We start from the raw sequence: 17829 nt of genomic DNA, 5'->3' as shown, positions 1-17829 counted from the left end.
TCCAGTTCACTTAACGGGAAGACATCACATGGCATTAAACAGTAGTACTGAGGAATTGTTTTTTCAATGGTTTGTTAGTCCGATTGAACAACGTAATAACGCCACGCTCGTTTTTGAAATTTCCGGTCTGCTTGATGTAGATCAGTTTCTGCAGGCCTGCTACTGTTATTTGCAGCAAAATATGAACGACCGTCTTGGTATTGACTATGCCTATCGCACAGACCAAAGTGCAATCACCGCAGAAAACTACGTAGAACTGCTTAGATTCGATGATCAACACTCCTGTATTTACGATTTTATCAAGCAATTGGTGAACCGCCCTTACGACTTATCTTCACCAGCCCAACCTCACTTGTTCCTGATCCAGTATTCCGATTGCAGCTACTACTTTGTGATCAATACCTTCCATCTGGAAGTTAATAACGGCCTGGCCGAACAGCTGATGCAACAGATATGGAGCTACAGCAAAGACAGAGGCTTTCTGATCACAGCTGATCAGCAAGAGCTGGCCGGGCCTGTGCAAATCCAGACTAACGACCAAGAGCTTGAGTCCGCCCGTTGTTACTGGCGTGAGCAGCTCAAAAACATGCCACTTTTTACACCACTGCCTGTGAAACAAGTCGACGCAGCACGTTACCAGTCACAGCAGTTTTTATGGGATGCTGAACGTGTCACTTTGGCAAATAGCATAGCTCAACAGCTTGAACTGGACAGTTATCAGTTGCTGGCAGCGGCTTATTCCACCAGTCTGGCCTTGCTCATTGGCCAATCCAGGCTGGTGTTGTCCGCCCGTAAACTGAACCTTTGTGATATTCCATCCCGTTTAAGTGCCCTGCCCTTGTGCTGCGATTTACGTCTTGGTTCTATGCAACAGGTGCTGCAGTCATTCAGCACGCAGTATCTCAATGCACAGCAGCACAGTGCTTTAAGTTTTTACGACATTATTTATGATCAGCAGCAGTTAACAGGCACAACCCGTTGCCTGAATCTCGATTTTGCTGAAGCGTCTTTGACAGAAGTGGCTTTAGACGCTGATGATCTGGCGATCATCCCTTTACCTATGCCCTGGAATACTGCAGATGACTATGATCTGTCACTGCAATTTGATCGCAGTGACAACCACCACTGGTTATTCAGATTTACCTACAACAACCTGCATTTATCGGATGAAGAAGCGCTGTGGTTACAACAAAACATGGCCCGTTATCTGGATGCATTAGATCTTCAGTTGCAAGAAAACGCTGCAACAGCGACAGCCTGTATCCATCAGGTGTTTCAGCAAACAGCAGCTTTGTATCCGGCCACAACGGCTTTAGTGGCAGGTGATAAAAAACTCAGCTATCAGCAGCTTGACCAGCTAACCGATCAACTGGCAAGGCTGATCCGCCAGCATTACTTTAATACAGAGCAAAGCACTATGCCGCTGGAAACTCCTGTGGTCATTATGCTGGAGCGCAGCTGGTATGGCGTTGTTGCTATGCTTGCTGTACTGAAAAGTGGCGGCTGTTATGTACCGGTGGACCCGGATTTTCCAGAGCAGCGCATTGATTACATACTGAAAGATTGCCAGGCATCTTTGCTGATCAGTCAACACAGTGTGCAACATAAATGCCCGGCCAATGGTGCCAGCTTGTTATGTATCGAAGATTTATTACAGCAACTACCAGCGGGTCAAAGTACAGCACAGCCTCTGCCACAAGCTGCAGACAGTCTGGCTTATATTCTGTATACCTCCGGCACTACAGGCTCTCCCAAAGGCGTAATGGTGGAGCATCGTAGTGCGCTCAACACCATCTATGGGCTCAAAGAGCTGTATGGTGTACCGGGTTATCGTATCGCTGCTTTTACCAATTTTGTGTTTGATGTTTCAGTCACAGAAATTTTTGCGACTTTGCTTTATGGCAACGAATTACATCTGCTGCAAAACGACATCAGACAAGATGCACACGGCTTGTCGCTTTACCTGAATCAACAGCAGATCAATCTGGTCTACCTGCCCCCTGCTGTGCTGGCCATAGTACCCAGAGTCAATTACCCGGCGTTAAATTGCATTATTTTTGCCGGCGAGCCCTGTGATCAAACGGTCGGTCGTTATTTTGCAGAACGTTTTGCCTTGTACAACTACTATGGCCCTACTGAGGCCAGTATTTATGTGACAGGCAAAAGAGTAGACACAGAGGATGTCAACGACATTGGTTATGCCTTACCTAATATGCGATCCTATGTGCTGGATGAAACCATGCAACAGGTTTCGGACGGCGAGACCGGAGAATTGTATGTGTCAGGTGTAGGTCTGGCCCGGGGTTATCTGAACAAGCCAGAGCAAACAGCGGGCAGCTTTTTAGCCAACCCTTTTGTCACTGAGGCTGAAAAACAACAAGGTTTTGGCCGGCTTTATAAAACCGGCGATCTGGTCAAGCTGACCACACAAGGCAGTCTGAAGTATTTAGGCCGCAATGATTTTCAGGTCAAAATTCAGGGCTTCAGGGTGGAGCTGGGTGAAATCGAAGCGGCTTTATCCACTATAGAAGAAATTGGCCAGTCTCTGGTTGTGGTGAAAGAACGAAATCAGTTGAAGCGTTTAGTGGCTTATTATCAGGCGCTGGCCCCTATGGATGATAAGAGTCTGAAAGCCCGGCTGGCTGAACTTTTACCGGGTTATATGCTGCCGCATTATTTTGTCGGTTTGCAGTCTTTCCCTTTAAACACCAATGGCAAAATAGACAGACAACGTTTGCCTGAACCTGAATGGCAACAGCACGTGGGTGCTGTGCCCAAAGATCCGACTGAACAGCTGGTTTTAGCCATTTGGCAACAGGTACTGGGTTCAGATCAGTTTGGCGTTACAGATGATTTTTTCCTGATCGGCGGCGATTCGCTGGCCGCCATGAAAGTGGTGTTGTTGTTACAACAGCAGCAACTGGATTGCAGTACCAAATTGCTGTACCAGCACAGCACAGTGCGTAAACTGGCGCCTCAACTTCGCTCCTTACAGCGCCAAAGCCAGCAGTTTATTGCGTCAGACAGCACAGAACTGAATGAAATGCAGCGACTGATCCTCAATCACCAGTTGATCACCAGCCCGGTGCTTTATAACGAAAATATCACTATTGATTTTCAGGGCATGGCATTGACTGAGCCGCAACTGAGCCAGGCCCTGGCACGTTTTATCAACCATCATGCTTCGATGCGAATGAAAGTTCTGGAGGATTATCAGCATTTTGTCGTAGCGGCTGCGCTGGAACAAGGTCCACAGCTCCACACAGAGCATTTTTCAGCCACTGAATTTGAACAGAAATACAAAGCCAGTTTAAAACACTGGGTCAATTTACCTTTTTCTTTGCTACAAGGGCCTTTATACCGGTTTGTGCTGTTTTATCGTGATGAAAAACCGGTGAAGCTGGCCTTTATTCACCATCACCTGATCAGTGACGGTGATGCTATGTATAACCTTTTTGTGCCTCAGTTGTATGCTTTGCTCAAAGATGGCAATACCAGTTTAGCGCCTTATCCGGCCCAGGTTGCATGGCCTTTGCCTATGACGGATCTGTCTGAATTGATCCAGGACATGCACAGAGTGGATTTGTTTAACAGCCGCCCTGCTGTGGACTGTCAGGGCGACTATCTCTGCAGCAGTTTTAGTGAAGCTCAAACCAGACAATTAGAAAGCCTGGCCCGCCAGCACAATGTCAGTTTGTATGCTGTATTGCAGAGTCTGCTCGCTGTGCTTATCTGGAAATTTTCAGGCCAGCAGCAGATGAGCATTGGTGGTGTGAAGTCATTACGTGGACATGACGCAGAAGCTGTGTATGGCAATTTCCTTGCCAATGACATCAGCAATTGTCAGGTTAATGCCACAGAGCCTTTTATTGAGCTGGTGAAACAACGTTTTGCCGATATACAGCAAAACCTGGACCAAATTATTCCTTATCAGCAATTGCTGGAGCTATTGCGCCAGCAGTCCGGTTTAGATGAAAAGCTGCCTGGCATTTATATGACGCTGGAGCCCAAAGCCAAAGTGCAATTGCTGTGGCAGGTTACACAAAATGATACCTTGCCACACAGCGTTAAATATCCGCTGTATTTTGAATTTGATCATCAAAAACAGCTGCTAGTGCGACTGGAATATCGCAGCGCTATGTACAGCAAAACACAAGCACAGCAGTTGACCACAGCCTTGCAATTGCTGGCAGAGCAATGCCTGCAGCATCCTGAAACAAAGATCCACCAACTCAAGGTCATGCCAGCCCAACAGATCCAGCAGTTGTTGCATCCGACCCCCTCTGAGCAAAGCATACAGCAGGAACACACTCTGGTGCAGCTGTTTGAGCGTTCAGTGCAGCAGTTCCCCACTCATGTAGCGCTGAACTTTGGTGATGAAGCCTGGACTTATCAGCAACTGGATCACAAGGCCAATCAACTGGCCCATTTCATCCGGCAACAGATTGACGTCAAAGCCGATACGCTGATTGCATTACTGCTGCCCCGTTCTCTGGATACTGTGCTGGCGATACTGGCGGTGTTAAAAGCAGGTGCGGCTTATGTGCCAATCGACATCAGCTATCCGGCCGACAGAGTCAGTTTTATCCTGCAGGACACAAAAGCACCTCTGCTGCTGACTTATCAGAGCTATTCAGAGCTAATCGGCAAATTTTCCGGCCAGAGGCTGTTTTTAGATCAAAACAGCTGGCAACAGCAAGATACTAAAGCGCCAGATGTCAGCATAGATCCACATCAGTTGGCTTATGTAATTTACACCTCAGGCAGCACAGGTCAACCTAAAGGGGTGTTGTTAGAGCACCAGAATGTCTGTCGTTTACTCAGTGCAACAGAAACCGACTATCAGTTTAACCAGCAGGATGTCTGGTGTTTATTCCACTCCTACGTCTTTGATTTTAGTGTATGGGAGATCTGGGGTGCATTCGCTTACGGCGGCCGGCTTTTTGTGCCCACCAAAGAACAAGCGCAAGACACTGAAGCTTTTGTCGCTTTATGTCAGCAGCAACAACTGACGGTGCTAAACCAAACCCCATCGGCTTTTTATAATTTTAGCGACAGGGCTTTGCTGTTGCCCCGCATTCATTCTTTACGTTATGTGATTTTTGGTGGCGAAGCGCTGAACCTGAATCAGCTCAAGGCCTGGTTTGGCTATTACGGCGATCAACAGCCCTTGCTGGTGAATATGTACGGCATCACAGAAACCACAGTGCATGTGACCTATAAAGTATTGCAGCAGCAGGACATCAGCGATCAATCCACCATAGGCAAACCGCTGAACGACTTGCAGGCTTATGTGCTGGATGATTATTTACAACCTGTGCCTGTGGGAGTAACCGCCGAGCTTTATATCAGTGGTGCGGGTTTAGCCCGTGGTTATCTGAACCGGCCTGAACTGACGAAAGAGCGTTTTATCCCTAATCCTTATGCAAGGCCTGGTCATGAGTTTTTATACAAAAGCGGTGATTTGGTCTGTCTGACAGCACAAGGCGAACTGGACTATATAGGCCGTATTGACACTCAAGTGAAAATTCGCGGTTATCGTATTGAATTGGGCGAAATTGAAGCGGCTTTATCTGCGTATCCAAGGGTACGCCAGTCGCTGGTCATTGCCAAAGAAACCCAAAACAGCAAAGTATTAGTGGCTTATTATCTGGCTGATTCAGCGCTGGATCAAAACCAGCTGTCTGCCGCTTTAGCCAGCCAGCTACCGCCTCATATGGTGCCTGTGCATTATATTCATGTCGAAGAATTTAAGTTAACAGTTAATGGCAAACTGGACAAAAAAGCCCTGCCGCAACCAGATTTCAGCTCACAAGAGTACAGCGCACCACAAAATGAGTTGGAACAACAAGCCTGTCTGATTTGGCAGCAGGTGTTAGGGGTTGAAAAAGTCGGCATGCAGGATGACTTTTTCCGTCTGGGTGGTGATTCCATCACCAGCATTCGTGTCGTGGCACGGCTGAAAGATCTTCGGCTGGATATTTCAGTGCGGGATATTTTTGAGCACAGAACGCTAAGCGCTTTATTCAGACATACCGGCAAATACAGTAGTCATCAAACAAGCTACCAGGCCTTTGAGTTAGTCGATCCCGCGCTGCTGAGCCAACTGCCTGTCGACGCCTCAGCTTTAGAAGACGCCTACCCTGCCACCTGGTTACAGCAAGGCATGTTTGTTGAGTCTGATAAAAATCAGCAGGTCTATCACAATATCGAAGTGAACCACATTCCTGCCGTTTTTGAGATGCAGACTTTTGTGTCTATCTGGCAGCAACTGATGCAAAAACACGAGTTGTTGCGCGCCAGTTACCTGAAACAGGACGGCTTGGGTTATCTGACCCTGATCCATAAAGCGGTCAGCTGTGAAGATAAAGTGGTGTTTTACCCGCAGTATGCAGAGGCTTATCAGCAAGAACTGGCCACGCCGTTGCCGATAGACACCCCTGGCTTATTCCGTCTGGCGATAGTGCCACAGCCTGACTCCTTTCAGTTGTTGTTTACCTCCCATCATTCCATCGAAGATGGCTGGAGTGTGGCGTCTTTACTCAGCGAATTTATTCAGGCTTATATGCATCAGCAGCCGGTGCAAAAAGATCACCAATTGCTGTTTGCCCATTACGTAAAACAGGAAACAGAAGCACTTAACGATCAGGCGCATAGCCGCTTCTGGCAAAACTATTTAGCCGATTACAGCATGCCCACAGTGCAGTTTACAGAGCGGGCACAGCAGTCAGACAGCCCCTTGCTGCTGGAATCGGCTCTGGCTTTAGATCCGGAACTCAGTCAGGCTTTATCCCAACTGGCATTCCAGCAGTCTGTCTCTGTCGATACCGTCTATTTGTCTGCTTATCTGTATTTGCTCAGCGTGTTTTTTAATCAAGACGATATCACGCTGGGTCTGGTGGTGAATAACAGACTGGAACTGGATGGCGGCGATCAGCAATTTGGTTTGCATCTCAATACTATACCGCTGCGGCTCAAAATTGCAGACAGCGCCAATTTGCTGAAAGAAACTCATCAGCAACGGCTGAAACTGCTGCGCCACAAAATTTACCCTTACGGTAAAATCAAAGCTGATTTGGGCTTGCAACAAGACATTTATCAGGCCGCTTTTAATTACATTCACTTTTATCAGAAACACGCCACTTTAGAAAAAACCGGCTCTGAGCTGGTGGATGTATTGGCTATTACCAATATTCCGCTGGCGTTGGTGGTCAGTCGTCAGGACGATAGTTTTGAGATTGCTTTTCAGGGTCACAGCGCCTTTATTGATCAGTCCTATTTGCAGCTAATGACAGAACATTATCTGTTTTATCTGCAGCAACTGGCCAGACAACAGCATATCGATCAGCGCTTAACTTTGGCACATCAGCAGCAGGTGCTGCTGGAACATAACCAGACAGAAAGCACTGTTGCCCAAAAAGATCTGCTGCAGTGGTGGTATCAGTCTGCCACACAACACGCCTTAGAGTGTGCAGTCACAGATCCAACAGCCAGCCTGAGCTATCAGCAACTCAACACCGAGTCGAACCAACTGGCACACCATCTGCTGCAACTGCTGCCTGTTGTCTCGGCCAACCAGCCAGCGCCACTGGTGGCGATCATGGTGGAACGTTCAACAGAGATGCTGGTTGCTATACTGGCGGTCCTGAAAGCCGGAGCAGCTTATGTACCAGTCGATCCGGCCTACCCGGAGCAGCGTATACGCTATATGCTGCAGGACTGTGAAGCCCGGCTGGTTTTAACCCAGCGCCATGTACTGAATTCTGCTAATCCTTTATCTGGCCTGGACTTAGCTGTGTATTGTATTGATGAGCAGCAACATCTGACAGCGGCAGAAACTGATTTGCCGTTACCTGACGATCTGAACAGGCTGGTCAATGTCATTTACACTTCAGGCACCACAGGTAAACCCAAAGGAGTGATGATTAACCAGGCTGCAGTGGTGAATCTTGCCGCTGCACAACACCAACTGCTGCATATGGTCAAAGAAGATAAAGTGCTGCAATTTGCCTCCTTTAGCTTTGACGCCGCCACCTGGGAAATTTTTGCGACCTTGTTGCAAGGCGCCACTCTGGTCATTTGCCCAAATTCGTACAAAGAAAATGTGGGCGCCTTAGTCAGCTTGCTGGAGCAACAAAAGATCAGTGTCGCCACTTTGCCTCCGGCGCTGTTGAATCTGATGGAAGCTGCGCTCTTACCAAAACTGCGGCTGCTGATCGTTGCAGGTGAAGCCACTCCTTTAGCCACAATGCAGCGCTGGTCTGAAGGCAGAAGCCTGATCAATGCGTATGGCCCTACTGAAACCACAGTCTGTACCAGCCTGCATTATTATCAAGAGGGTGATTTGGCCAGCACTATAGGCAGGCCTTTACCTAACCTGAAATGTTATGTGCTGGACACCCATTTACAACCCGTGCCTTGTGGTGTGCCAGGTGAGTTGTACGTCTCTGGTGCTGGTGTTGCGGCAGGATATCTGCATCAGGCGGAACTCAGCAGTCAGCGTTTTATTGCCAATCCTTATGGCAAAGGGCTGGACCCGTCGCAGCAGCGACTGTATCGCACAGGTGACAGTGTGCGCAGATTACTCAATGGCGAGCTGGATTATCTGGGCCGGGTGGATCATCAGGTTAAAATTCGCGGTAACAGAGTAGAGCTGGCAGAAATTGAAGCTGTACTGACAGAATTCCCTCAAGTGAAACAAGCTACGGCCGTGATCCGTGAACGCGATGGACAAGCTTATATAGCGGCTTATTTTACGGCTATGTCTTTAGGACAGAGCACTGATCTGTCTCTGGTTGCGGACTGGAATAAAATCTACGACAGCGAATACGGCAAAAAATCGGCGGAAGACTTTAACCCCGCCGATTTTGACGGCTGGAACAGCTCTTTCGATGGCAAGCCTATTGCGCTTGAAAGCATGCAGGAATGGCGTGACGCCACTCTGGAACGTATTTTACAACTGAAGCCAAAACGTATACTGGAAATAGGCAGCGGTGCAGGTTTATTGTTTTATCCGTTGCTGGCCCAGTGTGACTACTACTTTGCGACAGACTTTTCAGCCCAGGCCGTGGCGAAATTACGCTTTGGCGCAACAGTGCTGAAGGTCGAACATAAAACCCGCTTTGCCTTATGTGATGCAGCGTCCATTCTGCAGGCAGTCGAAGGTTATCAGCCTGATCTGATTATTATCAATTCAGTGATCCAGTATTTCCCGTCCGCTGACTATCTGCTGGATGTAGTTCAGCAAGCCATGACCTTGCTGAATGGTCAGGGCCAACTGTTTATTGGTGATGTCAGGGACGCCCGCTTGCTGGATATTCTGCATTACGATATCCAAAAACATCTGCAACCTGATGCGCCTTTTCCGGCCTTAGTGGAGGCCACCAAACAAGCCAGAGTGCAGGATAAAGAACTATTAGTGAGTCCGGACTTTTTCCTGACTTTTGCCCAAAAGTACCAACAGGGTGATATTGCGTTGCCAGTGGATCTGCTGATTAAAAAAGGCCACTACAGCAATGAAATGCTGGATTACCGGTACGACGTGATAGTGGATTGCTCTGCAGGCTCAGCGTCACACCCCGTGCCACAAGCTCAAATCGAAACAGAGTTCCACTTCTCTGCCAACCTGGCTGTTGAACACTGCTGCCAGCAGAACTTGCAAAGTTTTGTGATCCGTAACTACCCTAACAGCCGTGTGTACCAAAGTTATATTGAGTTTCATAATGTGCCGGGCAAACTGGCGGCAAACCAGGTGTTGAGCTATCTGCAACTGGCAGAGATGGCAACAAGCCATGGTTATCAGTTTAAAGCCAGTGTGCAACCTGATGATCCTGCCCTGCTCAGCCTGATATTCAGCCGATCTGATCAAAGGCTGTTCAGTTCACAACTGGTGAGCGCCAGACCACGACCACTCACTTATGCAGTGCGCGAACCTTTTATGCCACTGGACACCAAAGCGCTGCGCTCTTATCTGGAGCAGAGACTGCCTGCTTTTATGTTGCCTAATGTGCTGGTGCAGTTAGAGGCTATGCCACTGACCCCCAATGGCAAAGTCGATCGCAAGGCCCTGCCTGAGCCTGAGCAGGACCAACGCAACTACGTCGCGCCACGAAATGAGCTGGAACAGGCCTTGTGTCTGATTTGGCAGGATATTTTGGGCATCACCCGGGTGGGCGTGCAGGACGATTTTTTCCAGCTCGGTGGCAACTCCATTTTGGCTATCTCCTTAAGCCACAGAATATCCACAGTGCTGCAACGTGAGGTCAGTCTGGCCACTTTGTTCAGACACAAAACCATAGCCCAACTGACAGAACATGGCCTGAGCAAACAAGCTGTGCTGATCCAGCCTGCGACTGTGACAGAAAAACCTCTGTCTTATGCACAAAACCGACTGTGGTTTTTACAACAGTATGAACAAGACTCCAGCGCTTATCATATTCCGTTGTTGCTTAAACTCAGCAGCCATAAAACAGACTGGTTAGCTGTTGCGCTGCACGCCGTACTGGAACGCCATCAGGTGTTGCGTTCTGTTTACCACGCTTTCGATGAACAGACAGAATTACAACTAAGGGACGCGGGTACCCTTTGCATAGAGCATCATCACTGCGCTTTACCTGCATTGGATCAGTGGCTAAAACACCACATCAGTCTGCCTTTTGATTTAACAGAGCAGTTGCCAATACGCGCCAGTCTGATCCACACAGAACAAGAGCAGTACCTGCTGCTGGTGATCCACCATATAGCTTTTGATGGCTGGAGTGTGGATCTGCTGCTGAACGAATTGAGTCTGTACCAACAGCATCTGGTGTCAGCACAACCCCTGCACTTACCTGAATTACCGGTGCAATACAGCGATTTTGCCATCTGGCAACGGCAGTTTTTAGCTGTGGACGAGCTGGAACGTCAACTGGATTATTGGCAACAACAATTACAGGGTTTTGAACCACTGCAATTACCAGAGTCAATGCCACGACCAAAAGCCTTTGATTACAAAGGTTCGAACTTACAGCTGACGCTTGAAAACGACTTGAGTCTGCAGTTGAAAAAACTGGCCAGACAACAACAGATCAGCTTAAACAGCCTGTTATTGGCCGCCTTTAATCTGTTGTTATCTAAGTACTGTAATCAGCAGGACATCGTCATCGGCTGCCCTGTCGCTAACCGGCACTATCAGGGCACTGAATCCCTGATCGGTTTTTTTGTGAACGCCTTAGCTATACGAAATCAGATTGACCCGGAGCAGCCTTTCAGTGCTTTTGCTTTGACTGTGCATCAGGGGCTGGTTGCAGCACAGGGCCATCAGGATGTGCCTTTTGAGCTGATCGTCGACAGAATGCAGGTGGAACGGGACAGCAGTCGTCACCCTATTTTTCAGGTGATGTTTTCAGTCCAGAGTTTTGGTCAGACAGAACAGCACTGGTGTCAGCTGCAAAGTGTTGATCAGCTCTACCCTGTGGCCAAACATGATTTAACCTGTTTTGTCACAGAGCATCCAAACCATCTGACGCTGGAGCTGAACTACGCCAGCTCCTTATTTAGCGCAGATTTTATCACGCAGCTGGCAGAGTCTTTCCAGAGCATTCTGCTGCAATTGCTACAGCAGCCGGATGCAAAGTTAACCAGTTTTGAGGTGATAAGCCAGACGCAGCGGCACTGGCTGCTGTATGACAATAATCAGCACCAGCAACAGCTTCCATTCAGCCATTTGTCAGAGTACTGGCGCCATTCAGTGGCCAGGCAAAACACAGCCACAGCGCTGCGTTGCAACGGCATCAAGCTGAGTTATCAGCAACTGGACCAGTTGTCGGATCAGCTCGCTGGCTATATCCATCAGCAGCAGTATTTATCAGAGCGGCCTGTGATTGCCTTAGTGCTGGACAGATCCATTGAGTTGTTTATCTCCTTGCTCGCCAGTATCAAACTGGGGGCAGCCTATCTGCCCATCGACAGCAGCACTCCGGCAGAGCGTATTGCCTTTCTGCTGGAGGACAGTCAGGCCGATTTGGTGATTAGCAGCGAAACCCTGCGCCACCTGATCCCACAACAGCTGCTGGTGTTGGATTTAAACCAGCTGGAGCTGTCTGGTGTTCAGGCGGAATTACCTGAGCTTGAGCTATCGCCACGGGATCCTGCTTATATTATTTACACTTCCGGTACTACAGGTTTGCCCAAAGGGGTGTTGATCAAACAAAGTTCAGTGGTCAATTACATTACCAATGTGGCCAACAGCAGTATGACTCCGGGGGCTGTGGTGGATTTCTCCTCCAGTATGGCCTTTGATCTGAGCGTCACCACCACCCTGGCGCCCTTAATGCTGGGCAACGAGATTGTCATTTTTACTGAAACACTCAAAGACTTAGATGCCTACCGCCAGCATCTGATTTCAGAGCAGATTACCTTTGCTAAATTAGTGCCCAGCCTGGCTGAACAAGTGTTTTTAGATGAGCATCGCATTCACCTCAACTGCCTGATGGTGGGCGGTGAAAAACTCAAAGCTCAGCAAAAAGCCTTGTTATTGCAACATTGTGATCGGCTTTTAGACGAATATGGCCCAACCGAAACCACAGTAGGTGCTTGTCTGGCGAATGTGGCTCTGGATCAGGGCATAGGCCGCTCTTATGCCAATTACAAATTGTATGTGCTCAATCCAGAGCAAAAACCTGTACCTGTTGGGGTATGGGGAGAGCTGTATATTGCAGGCCATGGCGTGGCTTTGGGTTATCTGAACCGGCCAGAACTGACAGCAGAACGTTTTATCGCCAACCCTTTTGATCAAAGTGAAGACTACCAACAACTGTACCGCACAGGCGACACAGTACGCTGGTTGCCAGAGGGTGAACTGGAATATCTGGCACGAAACGACAGTCAGGTGAAACTGCGGGGTTACCGTATTGAATGTGGTGAAGTCGAAGCCGCAGTAGAGCAATTGGAACAGGTGCAGCAGTCTGTTGTGGTGCTGAAACAGGTCGGCCAACAGCAGGCGCTGGTGGCTTATTATGTGGCTGCTGAAAAGCTGGATGAGGATCTGCTGCGTGACAGGGTCGCCAGTTTTTTACCAGACTATATGCAACCTGCTTATTATCAGTGGCTGCCCGTCTTACCTCTGACTCATAACGGTAAGCTGGACCACAAACAATTGCCAGATCCGGTGATCCGGCAGCAAAAATTCGAGCAGGCAGAGGATCCGTTAGAGCAACAATTGCTGAGTATCTGGCAACCTCTGCTTGCCGTAGAGCAACTGGGCGTCAACGACGACTTTTTCCGCAGTGGCGGCGACTCTATTTTGTCTATTCAACTGGTGTCACGTTTACGTAAAGCTGGCTTGAGTTTGTCGGTCAAAGATCTGTTTGAACATCGCACAGTGCGAAGCTTAGCAAGACATCTGCAGTCAGCCACCATAGAGAGGCCCGGCGTTCAGCCTGGTCTGGCGCAAGGCCAGTTTGGTTTATTGCCGATACAACAGAGCTTTTTCCGGCAGCTTGAGCAAGGACTGCTCCAACAGCCCCATCACTGGAATCAGAGCTTTTTTATTAAAGTGCCAGGGCTTGATCCGCAGCAACTGCAAAAGGCCTGGACTGCACTTATTCAGCATCACGATATTCTGCGCTGCGTTTTTGTCTCTGACCAGGGTCAGTGGCAACACAACTACAGTGCACAACAAGGCCGTGAAGTGACACTGATTGATGCCAGGGCTTTAGATGAAACCCAACTGGCACAAGAGTTAAATAAGCTACAACAAAGCCTGAATATTGAAACAGGTCCTTTGTATTCTGTGGCTTACCTGATCGATGCTGAACAGCAAGGCCGGATTTTTGTCTGTTGCCATCATTTACTGATAGACGTCGTCTCCTGGCGTATTGTGCTGGAAGATTTATACGCGCTTTATCAGGGCAAACCTGTGGCACAAAGCACCAGCAGCTATCAGCAATGGGTCAGTTACCTGCACTCCTACCCCACAGTCTTCGCTGAAGAAAGCAGCTATTGGCAACACTTAGCCCAACAACAGGTCGATTACACAGCTTTAGTCACACAGCCAGAGGCGAATAAGAGCCAACACCGTATTGAGTTTTCAGCAGAGCTGACGCACAAGCTGTTAAAACAAGCTCACAACGCCTATGACACAGAAATTAATGACCTGCTGCTGACCGCCCTTGCCAAAGCTCTACAACAGCTATTTGGTTTGGATGCCGTTTCTGTCACTCTGGAAGGTCATGGCCGCCAGCCCCGGGACAACCAGCTGGATTTAAGCCATAGCATTGGCTGGTTTACCAGCCAGCATCCGGTGCATTTGCAGGCAGCGGACGAACCCGGACTGGCGATACGTCAGGTGAAACAACAGCTTCGGCAAGTTCCAAACAAAGGTTTAGGTTTTGGTGCCTTTGCCGGGCAGCTTCAGCTGGATTTACCTGCGGTGCAGTTTAACTATCTGGGTGTATTAAGTGCGGACAACCATGACGAATGGCTGTTGCAACTGGATGAGCTGTCTTGTGGCATAGCGCCTTGCAATCAGCAATCCTGGCTGCTGGATATCAACGGCGCTGTAGAACAAGGCCAGTTGTTTTTTGATATCAGCAGTGCTTTGTCTGAAGAGCAAAGTAAAGAGTTTAGCCAGCTATTCAAACAGCAGCTCACGGGGTTGACTGAACATTGTGCCGCTTTGCCAGACGCCGGCCCCAGACAAAAAACACCAGCAGATTTTGGTGTGCCTCTGACGCTGGATTATTACGATCAACTGATGAAACAGCACCAGCTGGACGCCATTTATGCTGCCACCTCTTTGCAAAAAGGCTTTTTGTCTCATGCGCTGATGCACCCGGACGATGATGCCTACAGAGTGCAGTTTGTCATTGATTATATGCAACGGCTGGATGTCGATTTATACCGTCAGGCCTGGCAACTGGTGGTGCAACGTTTCCCTGTGCTTCGAACCAGCTTTGACTGGGCTCAGCAGCCAGTGCAGTTGATCCACAGCTCAGCTCAGCCTGAACTGGTGCTGCTGAACTATAGTCAGTCAGACCATGCAGCGCAGCTGTTGCAGGAGCTACAACAACAGGACCGCCAACGCGCCTTTGACTTACAAAAGCCCTGCCTGCTACGGCTTTATCTGATCAAACTTTCTGAGGATCATTATTGCCTGTTACGCAGCGAACACCATTCGATTTCGGACGGCTGGAGTGGGCCGCAATTGATGAAAACTCTGCATAGTTATTATCAAACTTTGTTAAGCGGCAGCAAACCCACAATCACAGTGCAACAAAGTTACTTGCAGGCACAAAGTTATTACCAATATCACCAGCAAAGTTGTCAGGCGTACTGGCAACAACAACTGGCCGATATGACCACAGTCAATGATTTATCGCCGCTTTTTGATCTGCCATTCACCAGAAAAGCAGCAGAGCAGCATCTGGTCACTGATGCAGGTCAGGTGTTTTGTCAGACCAGTGTGTCAGCTTTAGCTGAACTGACACAACAACATGGCATCACCTTGAGCACTTTGCTGCAGTTTGTCTGGCACAAGCTGATTGCCAGCTATACCTTTGCCACCCAAACCATAGCAGGCACAACGGTCTCAGGCCGTGCTTTGCCTGTCGAAGCCATAGAAGAAAGTGTCGGGCTTTACATCAATACCCTGCCACTGCTGGTGAATTGGGATAATAGCAATACGGTACTGCAGCAGTTGCAGCAGATCAGCAAAGCCATTAACTCAATGAACCATTTCTCTTTTGCTGATTTGGCTGAGTTGCAACGCGGACGAGGCTCGTTATTCCAGTCCATTCTGGTGTTTGAAAACTATCCGTCCGCCGGTGAACAACAAGATATTCAGTATCAGTATCGCGAAGCCTTTGAAAAAGTGAATTATCCGCTGGTGCTGGTGGCCTATCAGCAAGGGGACAGTCTGCATTTTGGCCTGAAATACGACGCGACCCATTTGTCAGGCCACAGAGCCAATGAATTACTGTCGCAGCTTAATCTGTTGCTTGCCGCTTTACCTGATGCTTTGCTGCGGCCTCATTCAGAGCTTTGTATTCAGCAATCCACTACAGCAGCCTGGTGCCTGCAAGGACCCAAACGCGCTTTACCTGCGCCTGATATCATCCATTGGTTTGAACAAACAGCTGGGCGTTACCCTGATCAGAACGCCATCTATTGTGACAGCAACTATCTGAGCTACCGTCAACTGGACCAACTCAGTGATCAACTGGCATGCCGGCTTCAAACACAGCTGCAAAGCCAGCCTGATGCAGTGATAGCACTTTGTCTGCATAAATCTGCAGTGATGATTATCGCCATGTTGGCGGTGCTCAAAGCCGGAGCTGCCTACCTGCCACTGGTACCTGATGCTCCGGTGGAACGCACTCTGTTTATGCTAAAAGACAGCAGAGCTTTACTGGTGCTGACAGACGAAGAGAATCACCCCTCTGTCGCCGCATTCAGCCCCTGCCCAGCTATGGCGCTGGATCTGAAACAAATGCAATCAGAGGCTGAGCAGGCTGACAAACCCAGCTGGACAGTAGGCAGTAACCAACTGGCCTATCTGATTTACACCTCAGGCACCACAGGCCAACCTAAAGCTGTGATGACAGAACATCAGGGCCTGGTGAATATCAGTCAGTCCCAGCAGTTATTATTGGCGCATAAACCTGGCGACAAAGTGCTGCAGTTCTCAAATTATGTCTTTGATGCCTCAGTGTTTGAGATTTTCCCTGTATTAACCAGCGGTGCTTGCCTCTATCTGCTGCCACAACAGCTACAAAATGATGTGAATGGACTGGTGGACTACCTCTGCACTCATCAGATCATCACGGCTTTTATCAGTACTGCAGTGATCAAACATCTGTATGGGCTGGAGCGCACTAAGCTGAAACAACTTTATACAGGGGGCGAATCACTGGAAGGTTTGCAGCAGTTACCACCTTGCACCTTATGGAATCAATACGGCCCAACCGAAGCCAGCGTTTGTGTATTACAAAGCCAGGTGGTGGATCATAACAACATTGCGATAGGCCGCCCTGTACAAAATATGCGGGCTTATTTGCTGGATCACTGGGGTTTGCCTGCATTACCTGGTGCTATTGCCGAGCTGTGTTTAAGCGGTATAGGCCTGGCGCGCGGTTATTTGGATGCAGCAGAACTTAGTGCAAGGAAATTCAGGGCCAACCCATACAGTTCTGAACCAGGTTTTGAACGTTTGTATCATAGCGGCGATTTGGTCCGCCTTGGCACTGACGGTCAGCTGTATTATCTGGGCCGTCGTGATCAGCAAATCAAAATCAGGGGCTACAGGGTTGAACTGGGCGAAATTGAGCAGGCCATACTGCAGCATCCGGCCGTTGATCAGGTGCTGGTAATGCAGCGTCAACAGGACGAGCAGTTACTGCTGGTGGCTTATTACCTGTCGCGCCAGCAGGTGGACAGCAAAGCGCTGCAACAGCATCTGAAAACCTTGTTGCCAGACTATATGCAACCTCAGGCCTGGGTAGTGCTGGAAAAAATGCCACTGTCAGCCAGCGGAAAAATTGACAGAAATGCGCTGCCAGATGCGATATTTGTTACAGGTTCAGTCAAAGCCAGTACAGAGACAGAGCGAAAAATAGCACAGCTTTGGCAACAAAGCCTTGGCGTCAGTGATCCTGGTATAGAGGATGATTTTTATCAGCTGGGTGGAGACTCTATTCTGGCCATCAGTCTGAGCCAGCAGATCGCTTCAGCTTTTGCTTGCCCCCTGAGTGTCAGCGACTTTATCAGAGCTAAAACCATAGCGGCTCTGGCTCAGATCATCGATCAACACCTGCTGCAGCAAAACAGCTTCGACAGCGGAGAGATTTAACC

The 17829-nt window shown here is 48.8% G+C and carries 1 protein-coding gene; it reads left to right on the top strand.

Annotated elements, in window-relative coordinates:
• Positions 1-28: 28 nt before the first annotated feature.
• Entirely contained in the window at positions 29-17827 is a 17799-nt protein-coding gene (locus J2W69_RS03045) for a non-ribosomal peptide synthetase (protein ID WP_310274440.1), read from the top strand.
• Positions 17828-17829: the final 2 nt, after the last annotated feature.

This window comes from Rheinheimera soli (assembly GCF_031457405.1).
Lineage (GTDB): Bacteria > Pseudomonadota > Gammaproteobacteria > Enterobacterales > Alteromonadaceae > Pararheinheimera > Pararheinheimera soli_A.
The sequence above is the reverse complement of the archived record's forward strand: the minus strand, read 5'-3'. Positions and strand labels throughout refer to the sequence as shown.